The 20,159-nt window shown below is 35.7% G+C and carries 21 protein-coding genes and 1 pseudogene; 13 read left to right on the top strand and 9 right to left on the bottom strand.

Going from position 1 to position 20,159, the window contains the following annotated elements; all coding sequences use genetic code 11:
• Positions 1-7: 7 nt before the first annotated feature.
• The 9 genes from P5P90_RS12690 to ric all read right to left on the bottom strand — a co-directional run bounded on the left by P5P90_RS12690 (position 8) and on the right by ric (position 8,474).
• A complete protein-coding gene (locus P5P90_RS12690; RefSeq protein ID WP_278035021.1) occupies positions 8-442 on the bottom strand; it encodes an RrF2 family transcriptional regulator in 435 nt (144 codons plus the stop codon).
• 453 nt (positions 443-895) lie between these two features.
• Positions 896-2,041, bottom strand: coding sequence for a GAF domain-containing protein (locus P5P90_RS12695; RefSeq protein ID WP_278035022.1), 1,146 nt, complete (start codon positions 2,039-2,041; stop codon positions 896-898).
• Between the two features lie 202 nt (positions 2,042-2,243).
• Positions 2,244-2,678 (bottom strand): RrF2 family transcriptional regulator, encoded by a 435-nt coding sequence (locus tag P5P90_RS12700; RefSeq protein ID WP_278035023.1) that lies wholly within the window; start codon positions 2,676-2,678, stop codon positions 2,244-2,246.
• A gap of 135 nt (positions 2,679-2,813) precedes the next feature.
• Positions 2,814-4,025, bottom strand: a complete 1,212-nt coding sequence (locus P5P90_RS12705; protein WP_278035024.1) for a hypothetical protein — start codon at positions 4,023-4,025, stop codon at positions 2,814-2,816.
• A 43-nt stretch (positions 4,026-4,068) separates the two neighbouring features.
• Positions 4,069-4,518, bottom strand: a complete 450-nt coding sequence (locus tag P5P90_RS12710) for a CopD family protein (protein ID WP_278035025.1) — start codon at positions 4,516-4,518, stop codon at positions 4,069-4,071.
• An 11-nt stretch (positions 4,519-4,529) separates the two neighbouring features.
• Positions 4,530-5,219, bottom strand: coding sequence for an anaerobic ribonucleoside-triphosphate reductase activating protein (locus P5P90_RS12715; protein ID WP_278035026.1), 690 nt, complete (start codon positions 5,217-5,219; stop codon positions 4,530-4,532).
• Positions 5,203-5,367: an anaerobic ribonucleoside-triphosphate reductase gene (gene nrdD / locus P5P90_RS12720; protein ID WP_155960748.1), complete on the bottom strand. Its 165-nt coding sequence runs from the start codon at positions 5,365-5,367 to the stop codon at positions 5,203-5,205. Before nrdD ends, P5P90_RS12715 begins: the two co-directional genes overlap by 17 nt.
• 102 nt (positions 5,368-5,469) lie before the next feature.
• Positions 5,470-7,560, bottom strand: a complete 2,091-nt coding sequence (locus P5P90_RS12725) for a ribonucleoside triphosphate reductase (RefSeq protein WP_278035027.1) — start codon at positions 7,558-7,560, stop codon at positions 5,470-5,472.
• Positions 7,561-7,745: 185 nt separating this feature from the next.
• Entirely contained in the window at positions 7,746-8,474 is a 729-nt protein-coding gene (gene ric, locus P5P90_RS12730) for an iron-sulfur cluster repair di-iron protein (RefSeq protein ID WP_278035028.1), read from the bottom strand.
• 305 nt (positions 8,475-8,779) lie between these two features.
• Here ric and P5P90_RS12735 point away from each other — a divergent pair, with 305 nt between their 5' ends.
• From P5P90_RS12735 to P5P90_RS12795, 13 genes and pseudogenes are all read left to right on the top strand, one after another.
• On the top strand, positions 8,780-9,214 hold the full coding sequence (locus P5P90_RS12735; protein WP_278035029.1) for a c-type cytochrome: 435 nt from the start codon (positions 8,780-8,782) through the stop codon (positions 9,212-9,214).
• A gap of 11 nt (positions 9,215-9,225) precedes the next feature.
• On the top strand, positions 9,226-10,560 hold the full coding sequence (locus P5P90_RS12740) for a cbb3-type cytochrome c oxidase subunit I (RefSeq protein WP_278035030.1): 1,335 nt from the start codon (positions 9,226-9,228) through the stop codon (positions 10,558-10,560).
• Between the two features lie 115 nt (positions 10,561-10,675).
• Complete coding sequence (locus P5P90_RS12745) at positions 10,676-11,467, top strand: CbbQ/NirQ/NorQ/GpvN family protein (protein WP_278035031.1); 792 nt, start codon at positions 10,676-10,678, stop codon at positions 11,465-11,467.
• A gap of 247 nt (positions 11,468-11,714) precedes the next feature.
• Positions 11,715-13,349 (top strand): nitric oxide reductase activation protein NorD, encoded by a 1,635-nt coding sequence (locus tag P5P90_RS12750; RefSeq protein WP_278035032.1) that lies wholly within the window; start codon positions 11,715-11,717, stop codon positions 13,347-13,349.
• Between the two features lie 108 nt (positions 13,350-13,457).
• Complete coding sequence (locus tag P5P90_RS12755; protein ID WP_278035033.1) at positions 13,458-14,423, top strand: DUF438 domain-containing protein; 966 nt, start codon at positions 13,458-13,460, stop codon at positions 14,421-14,423.
• A gap of 117 nt (positions 14,424-14,540) precedes the next feature.
• Positions 14,541-15,122 carry a cytochrome c oxidase subunit 3 gene (locus tag P5P90_RS12760; protein WP_278035034.1) on the top strand — a complete coding sequence of 194 codons (582 nt, stop codon included), beginning with the start codon at positions 14,541-14,543 and terminating at the stop codon, positions 15,120-15,122.
• Between the two features lie 3 nt (positions 15,123-15,125).
• Complete coding sequence (locus tag P5P90_RS12765) at positions 15,126-15,320, top strand: cytochrome C oxidase subunit IV family protein (protein ID WP_278035035.1); 195 nt, start codon at positions 15,126-15,128, stop codon at positions 15,318-15,320.
• Between the two features lie 205 nt (positions 15,321-15,525).
• A complete protein-coding gene (gene nirK, locus P5P90_RS12770; protein WP_422851741.1) occupies positions 15,526-16,956 on the top strand; it encodes a copper-containing nitrite reductase in 1,431 nt (476 codons plus the stop codon).
• Between the two features lie 78 nt (positions 16,957-17,034).
• Positions 17,035-17,358: pseudogene (locus P5P90_RS12775) on the top strand (c-type cytochrome); the annotation flags it as partial.
• A 26-nt stretch (positions 17,359-17,384) separates the two neighbouring features.
• Complete coding sequence (locus tag P5P90_RS12780; RefSeq protein ID WP_422851713.1) at positions 17,385-18,188, top strand: formylglycine-generating enzyme family protein; 804 nt, start codon at positions 17,385-17,387, stop codon at positions 18,186-18,188.
• A gap of 26 nt (positions 18,189-18,214) precedes the next feature.
• Positions 18,215-18,817, top strand: a complete 603-nt coding sequence (locus tag P5P90_RS12785) for an SCO family protein (protein ID WP_422851742.1) — start codon at positions 18,215-18,217, stop codon at positions 18,815-18,817.
• 7 nt (positions 18,818-18,824) lie between these two features.
• On the top strand, positions 18,825-19,316 hold the full coding sequence (locus tag P5P90_RS12790; protein ID WP_278035038.1) for an alginate export family protein: 492 nt from the start codon (positions 18,825-18,827) through the stop codon (positions 19,314-19,316).
• Entirely contained in the window at positions 19,300-20,088 is a 789-nt protein-coding gene (locus tag P5P90_RS12795; protein ID WP_278035039.1) for an alginate export family protein, read from the top strand. Before P5P90_RS12790 ends, P5P90_RS12795 begins: the two co-directional genes overlap by 17 nt.
• Positions 20,089-20,159 lie beyond the last annotated feature (71 nt).

Genomic DNA, 20,159 nt, shown 5'->3' on the forward strand with positions numbered 1-20,159 from the left:
TAAAAAGTTAATACCTTAAAAAAGTATCTCCTGATTTAATTCCCATTGCTAATTCCTCCAAATTAGTATTTTTTAACATAAAAGCCAATTCATTTCGGATAGATTTGAATTTTTCATGTACCGGACAAGGGTGCGTTTCTGAGCAATGGCTTAAACCCAAACCACATCCTGTAAAAACAGCATCACCTTCGAGTGCGGTTACAATCTGAGACAATTTGATTTGGCTCATTTTTTCTTTTGGAATTTCAAATCCGCCACCCACACCTTTGATCGAATTGATAATATTGCTTTTAGTTAAAATCTGTAAAATCTTAGCAGTAAAAGCCTCTGGAGAATCTATCTTTTTGGCAATATCTTTCAGTCCGACTCTATTGTTTTGATAGGATTCCGATGCAATAAAAATAGTTGCTCGAATCCCATATTCGCAGGTTTTAGAGAACATAATTAGTTTTTTACAAATTTATAGAAAATAAGCGTTATTATTCGACTCAATTTTCAGTATTTATGTGATTTAATTATGTTCTCAAAATACGTATTAAAACGTATTAGTTAAGAAAATGGTAGTTGTAATGAGATTATGTAGGTTTCTCTTTTGTAAATAGCAGAAAATCTAATATCAATAGCTTTATTTCTGATTGTATAAAATGTTATTCACTTTGCTAATATTACAAGGGCTGATTCCGAATATTAAATTTGAAAATGCTTAAAGACTCTATGAATATTTTCAAATTCTAAAGGCCTCTTATTTAAGTTGGAAGGTGAACACGCCGGTTTCAGAAATTAAAAAAAGCAAAGAAATCCCGCGGGTTAATATGATTTTATCCGAAAGTTGTCAATTATTTTTAGGTTCTCTTTGAGTTAATTGACCGTTTTCTGATGAGGATATAAATATTCTTTAGTTGTCTTTCTTTTTGCTTCCTGCTTTCGGTAAAGTGTTGCTTTTATCAGCTATTTTTTTGTTTTTCAAACTATAAGTTTCATTTAATTTTCGGGTGAAGTTATCGAGTTCGTTAGATACAGTTTTAATGTAATCTATATACTCTCTGAAATTGATTTCGTTAAAATTTTCATTTTCAATCATAGTGGTCAATCCTAAAAGATTGGCTACAGGTTTTCTTAAAACATGAGAAATGTCAAACATAATTTGCTCCATTGTTTTTTCATATTCAATGTAATTGGTTATGTTTTGAATAGTACCATACCAAATAACATTACCGTCTTTTGTTTTTTCTGGTAAAGCTCTGCCCAAATGCCATTCTGTTTTATCCTCAGAAATTTTGACCCTGTAAGCAATATGCCATTCGGTAAGATTATTAGATGATTCTTTGATACTTTGTTTAACATAAGGCAAATCGTCCGGATGGATATTATCAAAAAATAATTTAGAAGATTTTTTCAAAAGTTCTGAGTCAAAATTTGAAATTGCACTATTAATTACTTGGCTTAAAAAGTCAATTTTGATTTTGCCATTTTTAGACATGTGTAGCTGAAAAATAATACAAGGAGCAAAGTCGGTAAGTTTTTTTAATTTGAGAGCATTCAACTCGATATTATTGTTTTGTAGTAAGATTAACTTTCTGGAATTAAGATAATCCATTGCTTTTTTTGAGAGAATTTGCAGGGCTCTTTTTTGAATGGTTGTTATTTTTCGGGGTTTAGTGTCTACTACACAAAGGGTTCCTAATACGTATCCTTTAGGAGTGACTAAAGGCGCTCCGGCATAAAAACGTATTGCATTCTCTCCTTTGGTAAAGGGATTATCTACGAATTTTTTATCTAATTGAGCATCTTCAACAATCAAAATTTCGGAAGGATTGTTTATTGTATGTTGGCAGAAAGAGTCTTTTCTTCTGACTTGTTCTACATTAAGGCCATATGTTGATTTGTGCCAGGAACGGTCTTTGTCTACCATGGTAATTAAGGACATGGGAGTGTCACAAATTACCGATGCAATTTCTGCTAATTCATCCAACTCTGCTTCGGGCTTAGTATCGAGGATGTGGTAACGGTATAATTCTTTTAATCTTGATAGCTCATTCATATTTCATGAAATTAATTTTTTGTTGAATGTCTGCCAATTCCTAAGTTTTTTAAGGGATTATTATAGTAAATTTACTAAAAAAAGTATGTTTTTAAGTTGTTTTTTAGAATTTTTTATTTCAATTATTTGTATTGCTATAAGTGTTAGTAATTTATCGAAATAGAATTCGTTTTTTATGCTAAGAGATTATCGTTTTTGTGAATTAATATCTCAAAAAAGTGTCTCCGGATTTAATTCCTTGTGCCAATTCTTCAAGATTGGTAGTTTCAAGCATATATGATAATTCATTGCGAATGAATTTGAATTTTTCGTGAACCGGGCAGGGATGTTCTTCAGAACAATGGTGTAATCCCAGTCCGCAGCCAGTAAAAACCTGATTTCCTTCTAAGGCTATTACTATCTGAGCCAAGGTGATTTGCTTCATCATGTCTTTCGGAATATCAAAACCACCACCAACTCCTTTGATAGAATGAATAATATTATTTTTGGAAAGTATTTGCAGGATTTTGGCGGTAAAAGCCTCTGGGGAATCTATTTTTTTTGCAATATCTTTCAGTCCCACCCGATGATTCTGATACGATTGGGAAGCTATAAAAATTGTGGCACGAATACCATATTCACAGGTTTTAGAAAACATAACTTGCTTTTTTTGTATAAATTTATAGAAATAAGTTTGCTCCTTTTATGACTATTATCATGCGGATTGATTTTCAAACTTTTTAATATAAATTTATTTAATGGTATTTTGGTCAAGTTAATTTGTGAAATATTTCTATCTTTTTTTGAACGATATCTTGCATTGATTCATAATGAGCATTAAAAGTCCTGTTGGTAAAAAGATACTGGCCCAAAACAGATTCTGGAAATACATAGGGAATTGTCCCTTGCCTAAAAAGAGATAAATGCCTTGTCCAAATAACAGCAATTCGGTTAGTACAAAACCTAAAATGAATAGTTTTATTCCCCAATTGGATAATTTTTTCTGTCCGTTTAAAAAAGAATTTTTAAAGAGAAAAGCAAACAAAAAACCGCTGATAACCCCTAACATAGTCAGGTGAATATAACCAATTACAAAATTTCGAATCTGATGTGAAATTTGGGCCAATTCAGGAATTAAAACCACTAATTGGATAATCACTTTTAAGAATAATGATGTCAACGCAAAGCCATAAACCAGTTTTTCAATGGGTTTTAAAGCTGCGAAGAAAGTTTGAAAATAAGGTCGGATTATTTGAATAAAAATGATAAAAGAAAGCAGTTGCAATAGAACTCCGATGCTGTTAATCCAATGGAAAACAGGATTAGGAAGATACCAACTTATAGGCAGAGCCAGGGTTAAAATGGTGGCTGTGACCAGTAAATTATAGAATAATCGAAATTGCTTTTCGTTGGTATTGGCTTTTAATTGATTAAAAAATAAGACTAAAATGGCAAAAAGAAACCATCCGTTGAATTGGAAATGCAGGAAGAACTGAATGGCAATTTGGTAAAAAGCACTGGCTTTACCAAGCAATCCAACTGCCGGTCCCAAACACCAAACCCCCAGAGTCGATAAAATCATGAAAAATAAAGCAGTTTTCAAAAGTAATTTTTCCGGTAGCGAATCGGTATGGGCGTCTTTCCATACCAATCGGCAGAAATAATAACTGCAAAAAATATGAAGTGTAGAAAATGCAATCGAAAAGAAAGCATATCCTTCAACAGGAAAACGAAACATCATGCCAATAACGGCTATTTCAGTTAGCCAAAATAATCGGTTGTAAACGGGTTTTTGTTGTGTTGTTTTTGGAATAAAAAAATGAACAATCAAACTGTAAATCATCAGATAAACCCAGCCTAGCATGGCAACATGAGAATGTCCGTGTAATAAAAACTGATAATTTATAATTTCAACAGGGAACACATAGAGCAACCGAAGCAGCAATCCCATGAATGCTGCAATAAAGAAATTGAAAAAGCAGGTTAAAAGCCAAGATTTTTGCATAGTTATCCTCTAAAATAAATATTGCCTATTGGTGTAGCAATTTTTAAAAACCTCCAAATCGTATGAATGATCCAAAAATAAGCATTAAAACACCAATTGTTGTCACCGATACAATATGAAAAATCATTTCGGTTAAGTGAGTGGAATCATTTTTTAATCTTGGTATCACTCTAAATTGTGCGCTTAATGCAAAGGCTACGGTTAGCAATAATAAAATCAATTTTGAAGAGACAACTTTCTCAATGGGTGAAGCAAATTGAAACCAAAAATGGATGCTCACACCGTATTTGTAAGCTATCATAATGCCGGTAGTTACTAAGAAAAAGAGCGAAGTCATTCCTACTGCCTCGTATTTCCTTTCGTAATTTAAAATGATTTTTGGGTCTTTTTCCCTGAATGCCTGAGGTAAATAGGCAAAACAAAGTAATAAATGTCCGCCAACCCATATTGCGGCACTTAAGAGATGAATGATTAATAGCAGATGATGATTCATTTTTTTAGAAATTATTTTCTAATACAAACTTTAATTTTTGAAGTAGAGAGTTTTTGACTGTCTAATTCCCGGAACGAATGTCCTAATTTGGCCAAGGTTTTTACATCATTTACAAAATACTGGATGTAATAATTCCCAGAATATTTTTTATTTTCTAAATACGCAATCATTAGTTGAATGTCTTTTTCTCTAATTAATTCCGAATGAACAGTAGTACGAACCTCGAACGGAAGCTGGCTTTCCAGTAATAAATGTAAGGACTTTTCAAAAGCAGAAAAAAGTGTGGATTGGGTTATTTTTTCGAAGTGCTCGGGCAGAGCCTTAAAATCTAAAGCTATATAATCAATTAATTGGTTTTCGATTAGTGTTTTTAAGACTTTGGGTTGGGAACCGTTAGTGTCAATTTTTACCAGAAATCCCATTTTTTTGACTTCAAAAATGAGCTCTGTGATGTTTTTGTGTAACAAGCATTCACCTCCGCTAAAAACTACGGCATCGAGTAAATTTTTACGCGAATGAAGAAAAGCGAGTGTTTTTTCGAAAGAAATAGTTCCTTTTCCAAGAACAATTTCGGGATTGTAACAATACAAACAGCGCATATTACAGCCTGCAAACCAAAGAATACAGGCTGATTGATGCGCATAATCTAATAACGTGAAAGGAGTTATGCTGTAAATGGGTGTACTAACATTTTCCTTCATTGAAATGAGTGCGTTGTTTGTGTTCTCCTTTTTTTCCAATGTTGAAGCTTTCTACAGGTCGGTGATAGCCCATTACTCTGGTGTACACTAAGCATTTGGTTCTTAAATGCTGTTTTTCTTCTAAAATAGGATTAGTGGCTGTTTTCATGATTTATGGATTATAAGTTATGTGTTAAGGGTTATGTGTTATGAGTTATGTGTTATGAGTTAGTTACGAATTTTTAGATATCTGACGCTTAACTCATAACTTTTAACTTTGTTGCATTAATAAAAGATCATCACATTTTGGGCAATATTCATGTTCGCCGGTTAAATAACCATGTACCGGACAAACACTAAATACCGGCGTTACGGTAATATAAGGCAGTTTGAAATTCGATAATACCTTTTTTACAAATTGTTTACAGGCTTCGGGCGAACTGATTTTTTCACTCATGTACAAGTGCAGAACGGTTCCGCCAGTGTATTTACATTGTAATTCATCTTGTAAAAACAAGGCTTCAAATGGATCTTCGGTATGATTTACCGGAATTTGTGAACTATTGGTATAATAAATATTTTCTTCCTGTCCCGCCTGATAAATATCGGCAAATCGTTTTCGGTCTTCTTTGGCAAATCGATAAGTGGTTCCTTCGGCAGGTGTAGCTTCCAGATTGTATAAATTTCCAGTTTCTTCCTGAAATTCTTTCATTCGATTGCGAATGTGATCCAGAATTTCAGAAGCCAACGCAATTCCAGAGTTGGAAGTTATGCTATCTTGATTTTCGGAAAAATTCACAATCATTTCGTTGATTCCGTTTACACCAATGGTAGAAAAGTGATTCCTGAAATGCTGTAAATAACGTTTGGTATACGGATACAAACCTCGGTCATACATTTCCTGAATAAAGATTCTTTTTTTCTCTAAAGTCGATTTCGAAATGTATAATAATCGGTCTAGTTGTTTAAATAATTCGGCTTTGTTTCCTTTGAATAAATAACCCAAACGCGCCATATTGATGGTCACCACACCAATACTTCCGGTCATTTCGGCACTTCCAAAAAGACCGTTTCCACGTTTTAACAATTCGCGTAAGTCTAATTGCAAACGACAGCACATGGAGCGCACTGCATTGGGTTTATACGCATTCGGGTTTTCCGATTTATTTCCGTTTTCATCTAAAACATATTGGCTCCCGATGAAATTCTGGAAATAGGAAGATCCAATTTTGGCTGTATTTTCGAAAAGTAAATCGGTATTTTCGCCGTTCCAATCAAATTCTTCGGTGATATTTACCGTTGGAATCGGGAAAGTAAAAGGCTGTCCATTCGCGTCGCCTTCGGTCATTACGGTGTAATAAGCTTTGTTGATGAGGTTCATTTCGGCTTGAAAATGCTCGTAACGCAAATCGGTTAATTTAGTTACGCCTCGTTCTTTGGCTCTGACCAATAGATCATAATTAAAGTTTCCTTCAAAAAAGTGTAAATCATTTTTAGTTGGGATTTGCGTTTTCAAATCTTCGGGAACAACCCAATCCAAAGTAATGTTAGTAAAAGGCGATTGTCCCCAACGCGCAGGAACATTCAAATTGTAAACAAAACTGCGAACCGCTTTGAGTACATCATCAAAAGAGAGATTGTCTTTGAAGACATAAGGCGCCAGGTAAGTATCGAAAGAACTGAAAGCTTGTGCGCCAGCCCATTCGCTTTGTAAAATTCCCAGAAAATTAGCCATTTGTCCCAGAGCTTCTCTGAAATGCGAAGGCGCTTTGCTTTCTACACGACCGCGAACTCCATTAAAACCTTCGTTCAATAATACCCGTAAACTCCAGCCGGCACAATAGCCAGTCAGGCAATCCAAATCGTGAATATGAATATCTCCGTTGCGGTGCGCATAACCTTCTTCTTTGGTATAAACTTTATCTAGCCAATAATTAGCAATGATTTTTCCCGCCACATTATTGACCAAACCCGCGTTAGAGTAGGAGGTATTGGCATTGGCATTAATGCGCCAGTCGGTTTGTTCAATGTATTCTTCGATAGTCTGGGTGCTGTCAACATAAGTGGTGTCTTCATTTAAACCATCAATATGTTCCCGTTGCAGTTTGCGGGTATGACGGAACAACATGAAAGAGCGCATAACATCAAAATGTTTTTTTTCGAAAAGATTTTTCTCGATTAAATCCTGAATTTCTTCTACCGCCCAGGTTTCTTTGGTTTGTAAGTCCCGAATAACATTTTCAAAAATACTTTCATCAATTGCTATGGAAACACTCAGGAAGCTTTTTTCGATAGCGTCTTTTATTTTAAAAGGTTCAAAAGGCTTGTATTCGCCGTTTCTTTTGATAACATATTTTTCCATAGCATTTGATGATTTTGGTTTAATTATGAGGTCATTCGCATTTAAAAATTTTCAACACGAATCTGCCAAAGGCAGATAGAAATTTGTGTCATTTAAATTTTAATTGATTAGAATTAGTGACAATCAGTGAAATTTGTGTCTAACTTTTTTTCAATACGAATCTCCTGTTTACTTATTTGTTTTTATTATTGAGCTGAAAATTTTTTCTCTAATTCGACTGCTTTTGGAAATAAAATATTGTTTTCCAAATGAATGTGTTTGTGTAAATCCTGTTCGAATTCCTGAAGCATTGCGAATGTTACTTTATAGGTATTACAAGCATCTGCCGGTGGTGTGTAATCATTAGTTAACGCGGCTATTTTTCTAAAACGTTCCCCTTCGGCGTCGTGTTCGTGCATCATCATAGCTATAGGGTTTTCGACAGTTCCAAAATGAGGTTGTTCTACCAGCTCATCCTGTAGTGTTGCTTTGACCATTTTTTTGATAAAAGGAAATAAAATCAGTTCTTCTTTTTTCATGTGCTGCGCCAGTTCACCTGCACAGCCAATGAACAATTCATTGATGGCAAATAATTCAGGATGAGATGCTCCGTGTACTCGGCACAATTTGTCTAAAAAAGGAAGTAAGATTTGCGTTTTTTCCTCTACATAACGATGATGGGTTTTCTCGATATAATCGGCTAATAAATCCAGAGGCCAAGATTGAAAATCGATATTGTTATCATTTTTAGTGTTTAAAACGGCATTGATTTCGTTTAAAATAGTTTCAGAATCGTGTCCTTTTTTGTCACAGGCTTCTTCGATTGTTCTGTTTCCTTTGCAGCAAAAATCGATGCCATATTTTGAAAAAATGGCTGCTGTTCTGAAATCTTTTGCTACATATTCTCCGATTGTTGTTTTTTCTAATGTTTCCATGATTGTTGTTTTTTAAGTTTTAATTTTTTTGATATAAATAATGATTTTGAATAAAAAGGATAAAATTGTCCTAAATTATTATATATGAAATTCTGTTTTCTAATTCGTTTTTAATTAATGGTTTAGGATTGCTTTGGATACTCTTATTTGAGAATGTAATTTTAAGAAGAATAAAAAAGACAGAATATGATTTAAATCATATTTTAAATTTCATATCAGCCTTTTCTTTGTAATATCAAATAAAAGACAAATTTATCCTTAATTTGAATTCGAGTAATTTTATTAACAAACAAAAACAAGTAATTATGCTTTCAAAATCACAAGCAAGAGCATTTTTTTTGGGAGGAACCCTGGTCACCTTTTTAATTTTTATAGGATTGACTGTTTATTCGTTCATGCCCCGAAATGACCAAACAAATTATACCAAAATTGATAAACAGGTAGTACGGGGAAAGGAGCTTTGGGAAACCAATAATTGTATGGGATGCCATTCCATTATGGGAGAAGGAGGTTATTATGCTCCCGAATTGACAAAAGTAGTAGAACGAAGAGGAGAAGGATATATCAAAGCAGCGCTGATGTCACCTGTACCCTGGGCACCAAACGGACGAAAAATGGTAGCCTATAAAATGAATGAAAAAGACGCCGATGCCGTTGTTGCCTACTTAAAATGGGTTGGGAAAATTGATTTGAATGGTTTTGACCGAGTGGTTTCACCATTAGCTAAAGAAAATAATTAAATAAAACAAATATGAAATATAAATCACAAAAAGTCGCCTATTGGTTTTTTTCATTGTGCATGCTTTTGTTCTCACTGCAAATTGTTTATGGCTTTATCATGGGCTTTGACCGAATAGGAATTCAGGGATTACACGATATAATTCCGTTTAATACAGCACGTGCCGTACATACTAATTTGCTGGTGGTGTGGTTGCTAACGGGCTTTATGGGAGCAGCTTATTATATTATTCCCGAAGAAGCGCAGCACGAACTCATAAGCGTAAAATGGGCTTATGTACAATTGATTTCTCTGGCCGTTGTTGGCGTTATTGCTATTGTTGGTTTTCACTTCAATCATTGGGAAGGAAGAAAATTTCTGGAGATTCCACGAGAACTGGATTATTTAGTAGTAGTCAACGTTTTACTTTTCTTATCCCTAATAATAGGAACGCTGTATAAAGGAAAACAAAAAACGACTACGGCAATAGTGCTGGTCATGGGTTTATTCTTTGCTGCTTTACTTTATATCCCGGGAATGATTTGGTTTGACAGTCAGGTAATGGATTCTTTCTTCCGTTGGTGGGTAGTTCATTTATGGGTTGAAGGAGTTTGGGAGTTAATTATGGGAGGGATTCTTTCATTCCTGCTTATCAAACTAACCGGAGTTGACAGAGAGGTTATCGAAAAATGGCTGTACGTAATTGTTGGTTTGACTTTCCTTTCAGGAGTTTTAGGAACAGGACATCACTATTATTACATCGGGGTGAATAAAATTTGGCTGATTGTTGGTGGGATTTTCTCTGCCTTAGAACCTTTGGCTTTCCTGGCAATGGCATTGTTCGCAGTAAATATGTATCGAAAAGGAGAAAAAAGTCATCCTAACAAAATAGCTTTATTCTGGACTATTGGCGCATCTATTGTTTCATTTATTGGTGCCGGATTATTGGGTTTTGCGCATACTTTACCTCAAACTAATTTGTACACACACGGAACATTAGTAACGGCTATGCACGGACATTACGCTTTTTGGGGAGCTTATGCGATGATTGTTTTGGCAATTATCAGTTATGCACTTCCAAATTTAACCGGACGCAAACGCTACAATAGTACACAGGGAAATGTAGCATTTTGGTTGTCCAATGTTGGAATGCTGGGAATGACAACTGCTTTTGGAGTGGCTGGTGTTGCTCAGGTGTATTTAGAGCGCAAAATGAAAATGGAATTTATGGTGGTTCAAAACGAAATCAGTATTCATTTTGTTGTGTTGCTCATTTGTGCTACCATGTTTACCACCGGAATAAGTCTGTTTATTTATGATTTCTTTAAATACGGACGTCCTACGGATGAAGCTTTAGAAATAAAATAACTAACGAAATCCCTTTTTTTAACCGGAAGACTTTAACAACTGTTTCTTAGTTACTGCATTTCCATGAAAACCTTTGTTGGGAATTCCGGTTTTTTTTCTAAAAATTTTTAAAAATATGTTAGTAGATACTTTAATAAATATACCGTATTATCATTCTGTTGGCAAAGAAATGGATGTTTTTAACCATGCTTATAAAAACAAAATTCCCATTTTATTAAAAGGCCCAACAGGAACGGGGAAATCTCGTTTTATAGAATACATGGCGCATCAATTGGATAAAAAACTCATTACCATCAGTTGCCATGAAGAAACTTCTTCGACTGATTTAATTGGGCGATTTATTATCAAAGGAGCCGAAACCGTCTGGCTTGACGGCCCATTAACCACAGCTGTAAAAGAAGGTTCTATCCTTTATCTCGATGAGGTTGCCGAAGCCCGTCCTGATGTGATTGTGGCAATCCACTCTCTGACTGATCACCGACGCGAATTGTTTATCGACAAACTGGGCGAAACGGTGAAAGCACACGAGGATTTTATGTTGGTTGCTTCTTTTAATCCGGGTTATCAAAGAGGTTTTAAAGAGTTGAAACCTTCCACACGCCAGCGATTTATTGCAGTTTCTTTTGATTATCCCGAAGCTAAAATTGAAGCAGAAATTTTGGTAAACGAAACTGAAATTGATTCGGATACCGCCAAGAAATTAGTCGCGATTGGAAATAAAATCAGAAACTTAACTGAATTGGGACTGACCGAAACGGTTTCAACCCGATTGTTAGTCGATGCCGCTAAAATCATTCAGAGTGGATTACCTAAAAGATTGTCTGTTCATGTGGCAATTGTCGAACCATTGACAGATGATTTGCAAACCATTCAGGCTTTGAAGGATTTGTGTGATTTGATGATATAGAAAAGAGTGGTCAGTGGTCAGGTTTTTAGTGTTCAGTTAACTGGCGAAAATATGGACTATTCTAAATCACTGATCACTAATAAACCGAACACTGAATACTAAAAAATATGGGATTTGAATTAGACGAATATTTAGTTGGGAAGTTTTTCAAGCAATTGAAAAAAAGAAAAAAACAGCTCCCGAAATTTTAGAAAAAACGGTTTTTCTAAATGATATCAAACCGCGACTGACCATTCTGGCACGGGCATTGACAGGAAAAGCTATCGATATTTTTCCTGCTGAAAGGGAAGGAGGTTATAAAAATAATAATTTCTTTCTCCCGATTTCCTTTGCCGAATTAGCCACGAAAGAAGAAAATCTGACTTTTTATCTTTTTCGAACACTATTTTTAAGCGTTCAGCAACGATTAAATCTTAATTGGACTTCTGAAGAAAATGAACCTTCATTAGAGCTTTCGCAGCAAAAAGCATTCGAAAGTGCCGATGTGATTTTGAAAATTATTTTCGAAGAATACGCCATTGATAAAGATTTTCATTCGCGGCTAAAGCAACATTTTATCGAACAAGCAACTGAAAAGAAAGCGCCTGATTTTTCCTGGATTTATGGCAAATGGATGCAAAATGAACCAGAACAAAATCCTGAAAAAGTGCTGGAAAATTTCTCGGATTTGACTAAAAAAGCATTTGAAAACCAGCCGACAACTACATTGAAGGCAACAGCAGTGGAAGAAGTGGTAACAGTGGAATTGGATAAAAAACAACAGGAAGATTATGTCATGCTGCATAATTTTGAAAAGGTAGAAACGGCTGAAGAATTCAATGGAGTCTGGCGGGATTTTGATGGCAGTGATGAACTCGAAGAACATCAGGATGCGCTGGAAGAATTGAATATGAAATTCACTGTTCGTGTGGATGATACGGCACATTCGGTGTATCAGGCTGATTTTATCGAAAATACTTCCATATCCGAAAGCGCAGAAACTGACAGCAAAGGTTTTCATCTGCTGTATGACGAATGGGATTTTGGCAAAGGCGTTTATAAAGAAAATTTCTGTAAAGTCTATCCCAAATTACAGCAAAAAACGGATGCTGATTATTACAAAAAAACGATCACTAAAAACGCTTCTACCTTATTAGGCCTGCGCAAAATGTTGACGAATGTTAACAACAAAATGCAGCAGCAAAAGCGTCAGACGCAAGGTGATGAATTCGATATTGATGCTATTACCGATTTGTATGTCGATCTGCATTCGAAAAGAACGCCTTCGGAGAAAGTGTATGTTTCTAATCGTAAAAAAGAGAAAGATTTATCCATTCTTATTCTTTTAGACATCAGCCTTTCCAGTGATAGTTATGCGGCCGGAAACCGTGTGATTGATGTTGAAAAAGAGGTTTCAATTCTCTTTGGAGAAATTCTGAATGAATTTAATATCGACTTTTCTATCGACAGTTTTTATTCGAAAACCCGAAACTATTCGACCTATTTGACAGTTAAGGATTTTGATGAAAATTGGAATATTGGCAAACATAAAATTGGTGCTGTTGAACCCAGCGGTTACACCCGAATTGGAGCTGCGTTGCGACACGCCGGTGCCCGACTAGATCAAAGAAAAACCAAAAATAAATGGGTGATTCTGATTTCAGATGGGAAACCAAATGATTACGATAAATACGAAGGGAAATATGGTATTAATGATGTCAAACAAGCTCTTCGGGAATTGAATAGTAAAAATATCAATTCTTATGCTTTGGCAATTGAAGCCGAGGCTAAATATTATTTGCCACAAATGTTTGGGCAAAATCATTATCAGATTCTCACTTCGTCATCAGCTTTATTACAATCTCTGGTAAAGCTGTACGAAAAAATTAAACATCAAAAATAGCTACAATCCACCCCACCCGTTGGGCACCCCTCCAGAGGAGGGGAAGTCGCTTAAATTCCCCTCCTCTGGAGGGGTGTCTGAAAGGCGGGGTGGTAAAAAATAATTACAATGACAGAAACAACAAATACTACAAAGCTTCCTGAAGGACACCCCATTCGGGTGTATTTTCAGGAAAACGATTTGATTCATTCTCTTTTAGAAGAATTATCGAATGCCAATCCTGAAGAGGATTTTCAAAAATACACCAATATTTTCAATCAATTATCTACGATTGAAAAACGATTTGCCCGAAAAGAAAATCAGCTTTTTCCGTTTTTAGAAAAGAAAAATTGGGTTGGTCCTTCGCAGGGAATGTGGTCTTTTCATGATAATTTGAGAGATCAATTTCGTTTGATTCGTTATTATCTTCGAAATGAAAATTTCGAAAAAATTAGTGTCAATACTCCTTTTCTGGTGGATGGGATTTACAGGTTGATGCACGTGGAAGAAACCGTTTTGTTTCCTAATGCGTTGGACTTGCTTACTGAAGAAGAATGGATAAAAATGCGTGCCGGCGAGGAAGAAATAGGCTGGATGTTACCGCAAAATCCTGCGCCTTTTCCTCAGGAAGAATACATTCATCCGAGTCAGGATTTTACCCAGAGAGAACTGCCTTTCTCTCTTGAAAATACTTCTCATTTTGACGAAGGTTACATGACTGTAGAGCAGGTGAATCTGCTTTTTAGAACGATGCCTTTGGATTTGACATATGTGGATGAAAACGACAGAGTGATTTTCTACAACCGTGGTGAAGAACGCGTTTTTCCAAGAAGTGCCGGAATCATTGGTCGTGAAGTGAAGTTTTGCCATCCGCCGAAGAGTGTGGGAACGGTTCTTAGAATCCTGGAAGAATTTCGAAAAGGGACCAAAAACGAATCTTCTTTTTGGATTAATTATAAAGAACGCCTGATTTACATTCGCTATTTCGCTGTTCGTGATGCTGATAAAAATTACAAAGGAGTCATCGAAATGTCTCAGGATATAACTGATATAAAGAAAATTGAAGGCGAAAAACGACTGCTGGATTGGGAGTAGGTATGACTTAAGAATTCAGATTTTAGATTTTAGATTTATCTGTGTGTAATTGTATAACTTTTTATTTTTTTCATTTTACAATCTAAAATTAAAAATCTGCAATCTAAAATTATGTATATGGAAACACTAAAAATAAATTACAAAAACATTTATTATCCACCGGGAGGGATTCTGATGTGGATTATTATTTATCTGGAGTTAATCACTTTTGGGATGGCAATGATTGCATTTGTTTTTTACGGAAATGAACAAGCAGAAATTTTCCATCAATCAAGATTACAGCTGAATACGACTTTTGGAGCGATAAATACCGTTTTTCTCTTGTCGAGTGGTTTTTTTATGGCCAATGCTGTGCATCAGTTCAAAGAGAAAAACATTCAAAAATCATCGTTCTATTTTAAACTGACAATGCTGGGCGGATTGTTTTTTTTGGCATTGAAATGTCTGGAATATTACCATAAAATGGAGTCCGGAATTTCATTGGAAACCAATATGTTTTTTACTTTTTATTGGTTGTTAACGGGATTTCACCTTATCCATGTTATTATTGGTTTGGTCATTTTAATCTGGACGAATTACGGAATGACAAAGAAAAATTCGGATACTCAAATTGAAGATGTAGAAGCCTGTGCTGCTTTCTGGCACATGTGCGATTTGATCTGGCTGTTGTTGTTCCCGATTCTCTATTTAATCTTTTAGAAAATGAAAAAATCACTAACATTTACGTATGGATTATTGATTGTCCTGACTTTGATTACTGCTTTTATTTCAAAATCAGCCCTTTTTTCGGGTAGTGTAATCCTTTTAATTCTGTTTTTTTCTTCGGTTAAATTCCTGTTAGTTGCTTTTCAGTTTATGGAATTAAAGAAGGCAAATTTTTTTGGAAAATCAGTTTAAGTTTGGTTTTAGGAGTATTAGTTTTAGTTATTTTTTTGATGAAATAAATCAGAATAAAAAGGGCAAACATGACAAATATCATGATAAAGGATGTTTTTGTCTTTTATATTTGTAATACAAATCAAGAGGAATTTAACACCAAATAACGATGAAACCCAAACTAAATTTAAAGAAACAAAGCTTGAGAATTGCTGTAGTAATTGCAATGGCTTTTGGTTTGTTTTCTTGTGCCAAAAAAGAAGACAAAGATGCTCAGTATTATCAGAGTATTAAAACAGATGGTCAAAAAGAAGCGGAGCTTACGGCGCCGCCATTGGTTCCTAAACCAGTGGGAGACCGAGCGGCGATGAAATTGATAGTCAACATGGAAATTAAGGAAGAAGAAGGAGAAATGGTTGATGGAGTAAAATATACCTATTGGACTTTTGGAGGTTCTGTTCCGGGTAGTTTCATTAGAACCAGAGTGGGTGACGAAGTCGAATTTCACCTAAAAAATCATCCCGATAACAAAATGCCGCACAACATCGATTTGCATGCGGTGACCGGCCCGGGAGGAGGAGCAACTTCTTCTTTGGTAGCACCGGGACACGAAAAAGTATTCAACTTCAAGACAATAAATCCCGGTTTGTATGTGTATCACTGTGCTACGGCACCTGTTGGTATGCACATTGCAAACGGAATGTATGGTTTGATTTTGGTCGAGCCCGAAGGAGGTTTGCCGCCGGTGGATAAAGAATACTATGTGATGCAGGGAGACTTTTATACCAAAGGAAGTTATGGAGAACAGGGAAAACAACCCTTTGATATGGATAAAGCAATCAAAGAACAAGCCGATTATGTGGTTTTTAATGGTAAGGTAGGTGCAATTGCAGGCGATAAAGCCATAACGGCCAAAGTGGGCGAAACGGTGCGTCTTTATATGGGTAATGGTGGACCTAACTTGGTTTCTTCATTCCATGTTATTGGGGAAATCTTTGATAAAGTTCATATTGAAGGAGGAGATGTGATTAATAAAAATGTACAAACTACTTTGATTCCTGCTGGAGGTTCGGCCATAGTCGAGTTCAAAGTGGATGTTCCGGGAACTTTTATCTTGGTAGATCATTCTATTTTCAGGGCATTCAATAAAGGAGCTTTAGGAATGCTAAAAGTAGAAGGAAATGAAAATAAAAAGGTGTATTCAGGCACAACTCAGGAAGGAATTTATTTGCCTGAAGGTGGAACGATACAAAATATGCCAAAAGAGAACGGTATTGTAAAAACCAATGTAGTCAAAAGTGTTCCGGAACAAATTAAATCAGGTAGAGAATTGTATGGAAGAACCTGTTTTGCCTGTCATCAATCGGAAGGACAAGGAGTACCGAATGCTTTTCCACCATTAGCAAAATCCGATTTCCTGAATGCCAATCCTGATAGAGCAATTAGTGCTGTATTACATGGATTGAGTGGAGAAATTACCGTAAATGGCAAGAAATTCAACAACGTAATGACCAGTCAAAATTTGACTGATGAACAAGTAGCCGATGTTTTAACCTATGTGTATAATAGCTGGGGAAACAATAAAACAGTGGTGAGTCCGGCTAAAGTAAAAGCTATCAGAGCCAAGCCTGCACCAAAACTAAAAGCAGAACATTAATAATAAAATAAATAATAAAGACCAATGAAAAAGTATGTATTCAGTATCCTAATGATAGGAATAGGTTTATGTGGTTATAGCCAAAATGCCACCAAGGGAAAATCAATTTATATGCAAACCTGTGTTGCTTGTCATCAGGCAACAGGAGTGGGAGTTCCGGGAGCCTTTCCTCCTTTAGCTAAATCCGATTATCTTAACAAAGATGTAAACAGGGCCATCAAAGGAGTGGTAAAAGGATTAAATGGACCTATAGTTGTAAACGGGAAAAAGTTTAGCGGAGCCATGCCAGCTCAGGCATTAAGTGATCAACAAATTGCCGATGTACTAACTTATGTCTATTCAAGTTGGGGAAATAGCAAAACAGTAGTGACAGCAGCCATGGTAAAAGCCCAAAGAAAATAAAATAGTCATTATAAAAACACTGAGCCATGATACAGATAAAAATAGTTTTATTCTCATTTCTCTTCGGAATAGGAGGATCACTGTGGGCTCAGCAAACACCAATGGTTTCAATAAAAAGAGGAGCTTATGTTCCTCTTTATGGAACTGTTGATAGAAAGCCGGTTGCAATTGCTGCTTTTGAAATGGATGTGTATCCGGTTACCAATGCACAATATTTGGCTTTTTTGAAAAAATATCCTGAATACAGCCGTTCTAAAATGAAAGGCATCTTTGCTGATAAAAGTTATTTGTCCCATTGGCAGAGTGATTTTAATTACGGAAAAAATAATTTAGATGATGCACCGGTTACCAATGTTTCCTGGTTTGCTGCTAAAAAATATTGTGAATGTCAGGGGAAACGTTTGCCTACAATGGACGAATGGGAATATGTGGCGATGGCTGATGAAAAACGAATCGATGCCAGAACCAAAGAAGCTTTTAATAAATACATTATGTCCTGGTATGAAAAGCCGAAAACCTATGCTAATCCGATAGGGCAGACCTTCAAAAATTATTGGGGCGTTTATGATATGCACGGACTGGTTTGGGAATGGACAGCCGATTTCAATAGTATTTTTCTTTCGGGTGAATCCAGAAAAGACAAGGATACCGATAAGAATCTCTTTTGCGGAAGCGGCTCAGTAAATGCTACCGATTTAATGAATTATGCTGCTTTTATGCGCTATGCTTTCAGAGGCAGTTTGAAAGCAAGATACACTACAAGAAATCTTGGATTTCGTTGTGCTAAAGATAAAGTTGCTATAGTGAAACCCATTCAAAATTTAAGATGATGAAATCAAAATTGGAATGCCAGAAAATAAAAAAAGGAATCCTTAGTATGCTTTTTCTAGGAATGTTTGTCGCGACATTAGCACTGCAATCCTGTAACCAAAAAGCAAAAGCTGCTGAAGAAGACAAATCGATTTCTGATTTATCTATTTATAATCTTCCTTCAAAATGGACTAATCAAAACGGACAGCATATCGAAATGAAAGATATGAAAGGAAAAGTTTTAGTCATGGTGATGATTTATACTTCTTGCAAAGCAGCTTGTCCGCGTTTGGTTGCTGATATGCGTAATATCGAGCAGCGTTTACCGGAAAGTATCAAAGACAAGGTGAAAATGGTTTTAGTGAGTATTGACCCGGAAACAGACACACCTAAACGTCTCAAAGCTTTTGCTATCGAAAATAAAATGAATAGTAATCAGTGGGTTTTCCTGCGTTCAACCGAAGAAAATACCCGGGAGTTTGCAGCAGTTTTGGCAGTAAATTATAAAAAAATATCCCCTATTGATTTTTCTCATTCCAATATTATCAGCGTATTCAATGCCGACGGAGAACTGACATATCAACAAGAAGGTTTGGGTGTTAATTCGGATGCAACGATAGCCAAAATTAAAGAGGAAGCTCAAAAATAAATTAACGATGAAAGCACTAAAAATAATTGGCCTGGCATTAACAGGAATACTAAGTCTGGGAACTTATGCACAGGAATTGGATGCCAATTTACAAATAAGACCTCGTTACGAATACCGAAACGGTTTTAAAAGCCCGATGTCAAACGGAGAAGATGCGACTTCATTTGTCTCACAGCGTTCCCGATTGAATTTCAATTTCAAACAGGAAAAATTAAAAGCCAAACTGACTTTACAGAATATTCGAAGCTGGGGCGATGTTGCTACCACAACCACAGCGGATGAAAATGGAGTAGCTGTTTTTGAAGCCTGGGCGCAATATGAATTTAGTCCCAATTGGTCTGCTCGTTTTGGTCGTCAGGTGATTTCCTATGACAATCAGCGTATTTTTGGAGAAATCGATTGGTTGCAACAAGGACAAAGCCATGATGCCGCCTTGTTTTCTTTCCATAAGGAAAAACATCAACTGGATTTAGGTTCTCGCTATGAATGCCAATGCTGAAAATTTGGTTGCTCCTAAAACGCCTTATACCACTAATTATAAATCGATGCAATATGCCTGGTATCATACGCAATTTGGTAAAATAAGTAGCAGTTTTTTATTGTTGAATACGGGTTATGAATTTGAAAAATCGGTTGGGAATTTAGAAGTCGATTACAAACAAACTTTTGGAACTTATCTTGTTTTTAAAGATAAAAAATGGGATAGCAATTTAGGTTTGTACGGACAAACAGGAAAAAGTACCGATAAGAATGTCAGTGCCTGGTATGCAGGAGCCAATGTAGGTTATGCCTTGACTGATGCTTTTAAAGCAACTTTGGGATATGAATTTTTATCAGGGAAAGATCAAAATGATAGCAGTTTAGCAATTAAATCGTTCAGTCCTATTTTTGGAACCAATCACGCTTTTAATGGTTTTATGGATTATTTCTATGTTGGGAATCATCAAAATAGTGTGGGATTACAGGATGCTTATTTGAAATTAAATTATGCTTCCAAAAAATGGCAATTTTCGTTAACACCACATATTTTCAATGCGCCCAATACGGTTTTGGATGCTTCCAATCAAAAAAAGGAAAGCTATTTAGGAACAGAGCTTGATTTTACCTTGGGCTACGCTGTTCAAAAAGATATTCAGGTTTCAGCCGGATATTCTCAGATGTTTGCTTCCGAAACTTTAGAAAGACTTAAAAATGTAACTGATGCAGCAAATTCTAACAATTGGGCTTGGCTTATGATTTCATTTCAACCAAAACTATTTTCATCCAAATAAATTGTATTAATTCTGTTCATTGAACCTCTATATGAAAGCTTTAAGCTTTTGATAGAGGTTTTTTTGTGTTA

Origin of the sequence: Flavobacterium nitratireducens (assembly GCF_029625335.1) — a bacterium.
Taxonomy (GTDB): domain Bacteria; phylum Bacteroidota; class Bacteroidia; order Flavobacteriales; family Flavobacteriaceae; genus Flavobacterium; species Flavobacterium nitratireducens.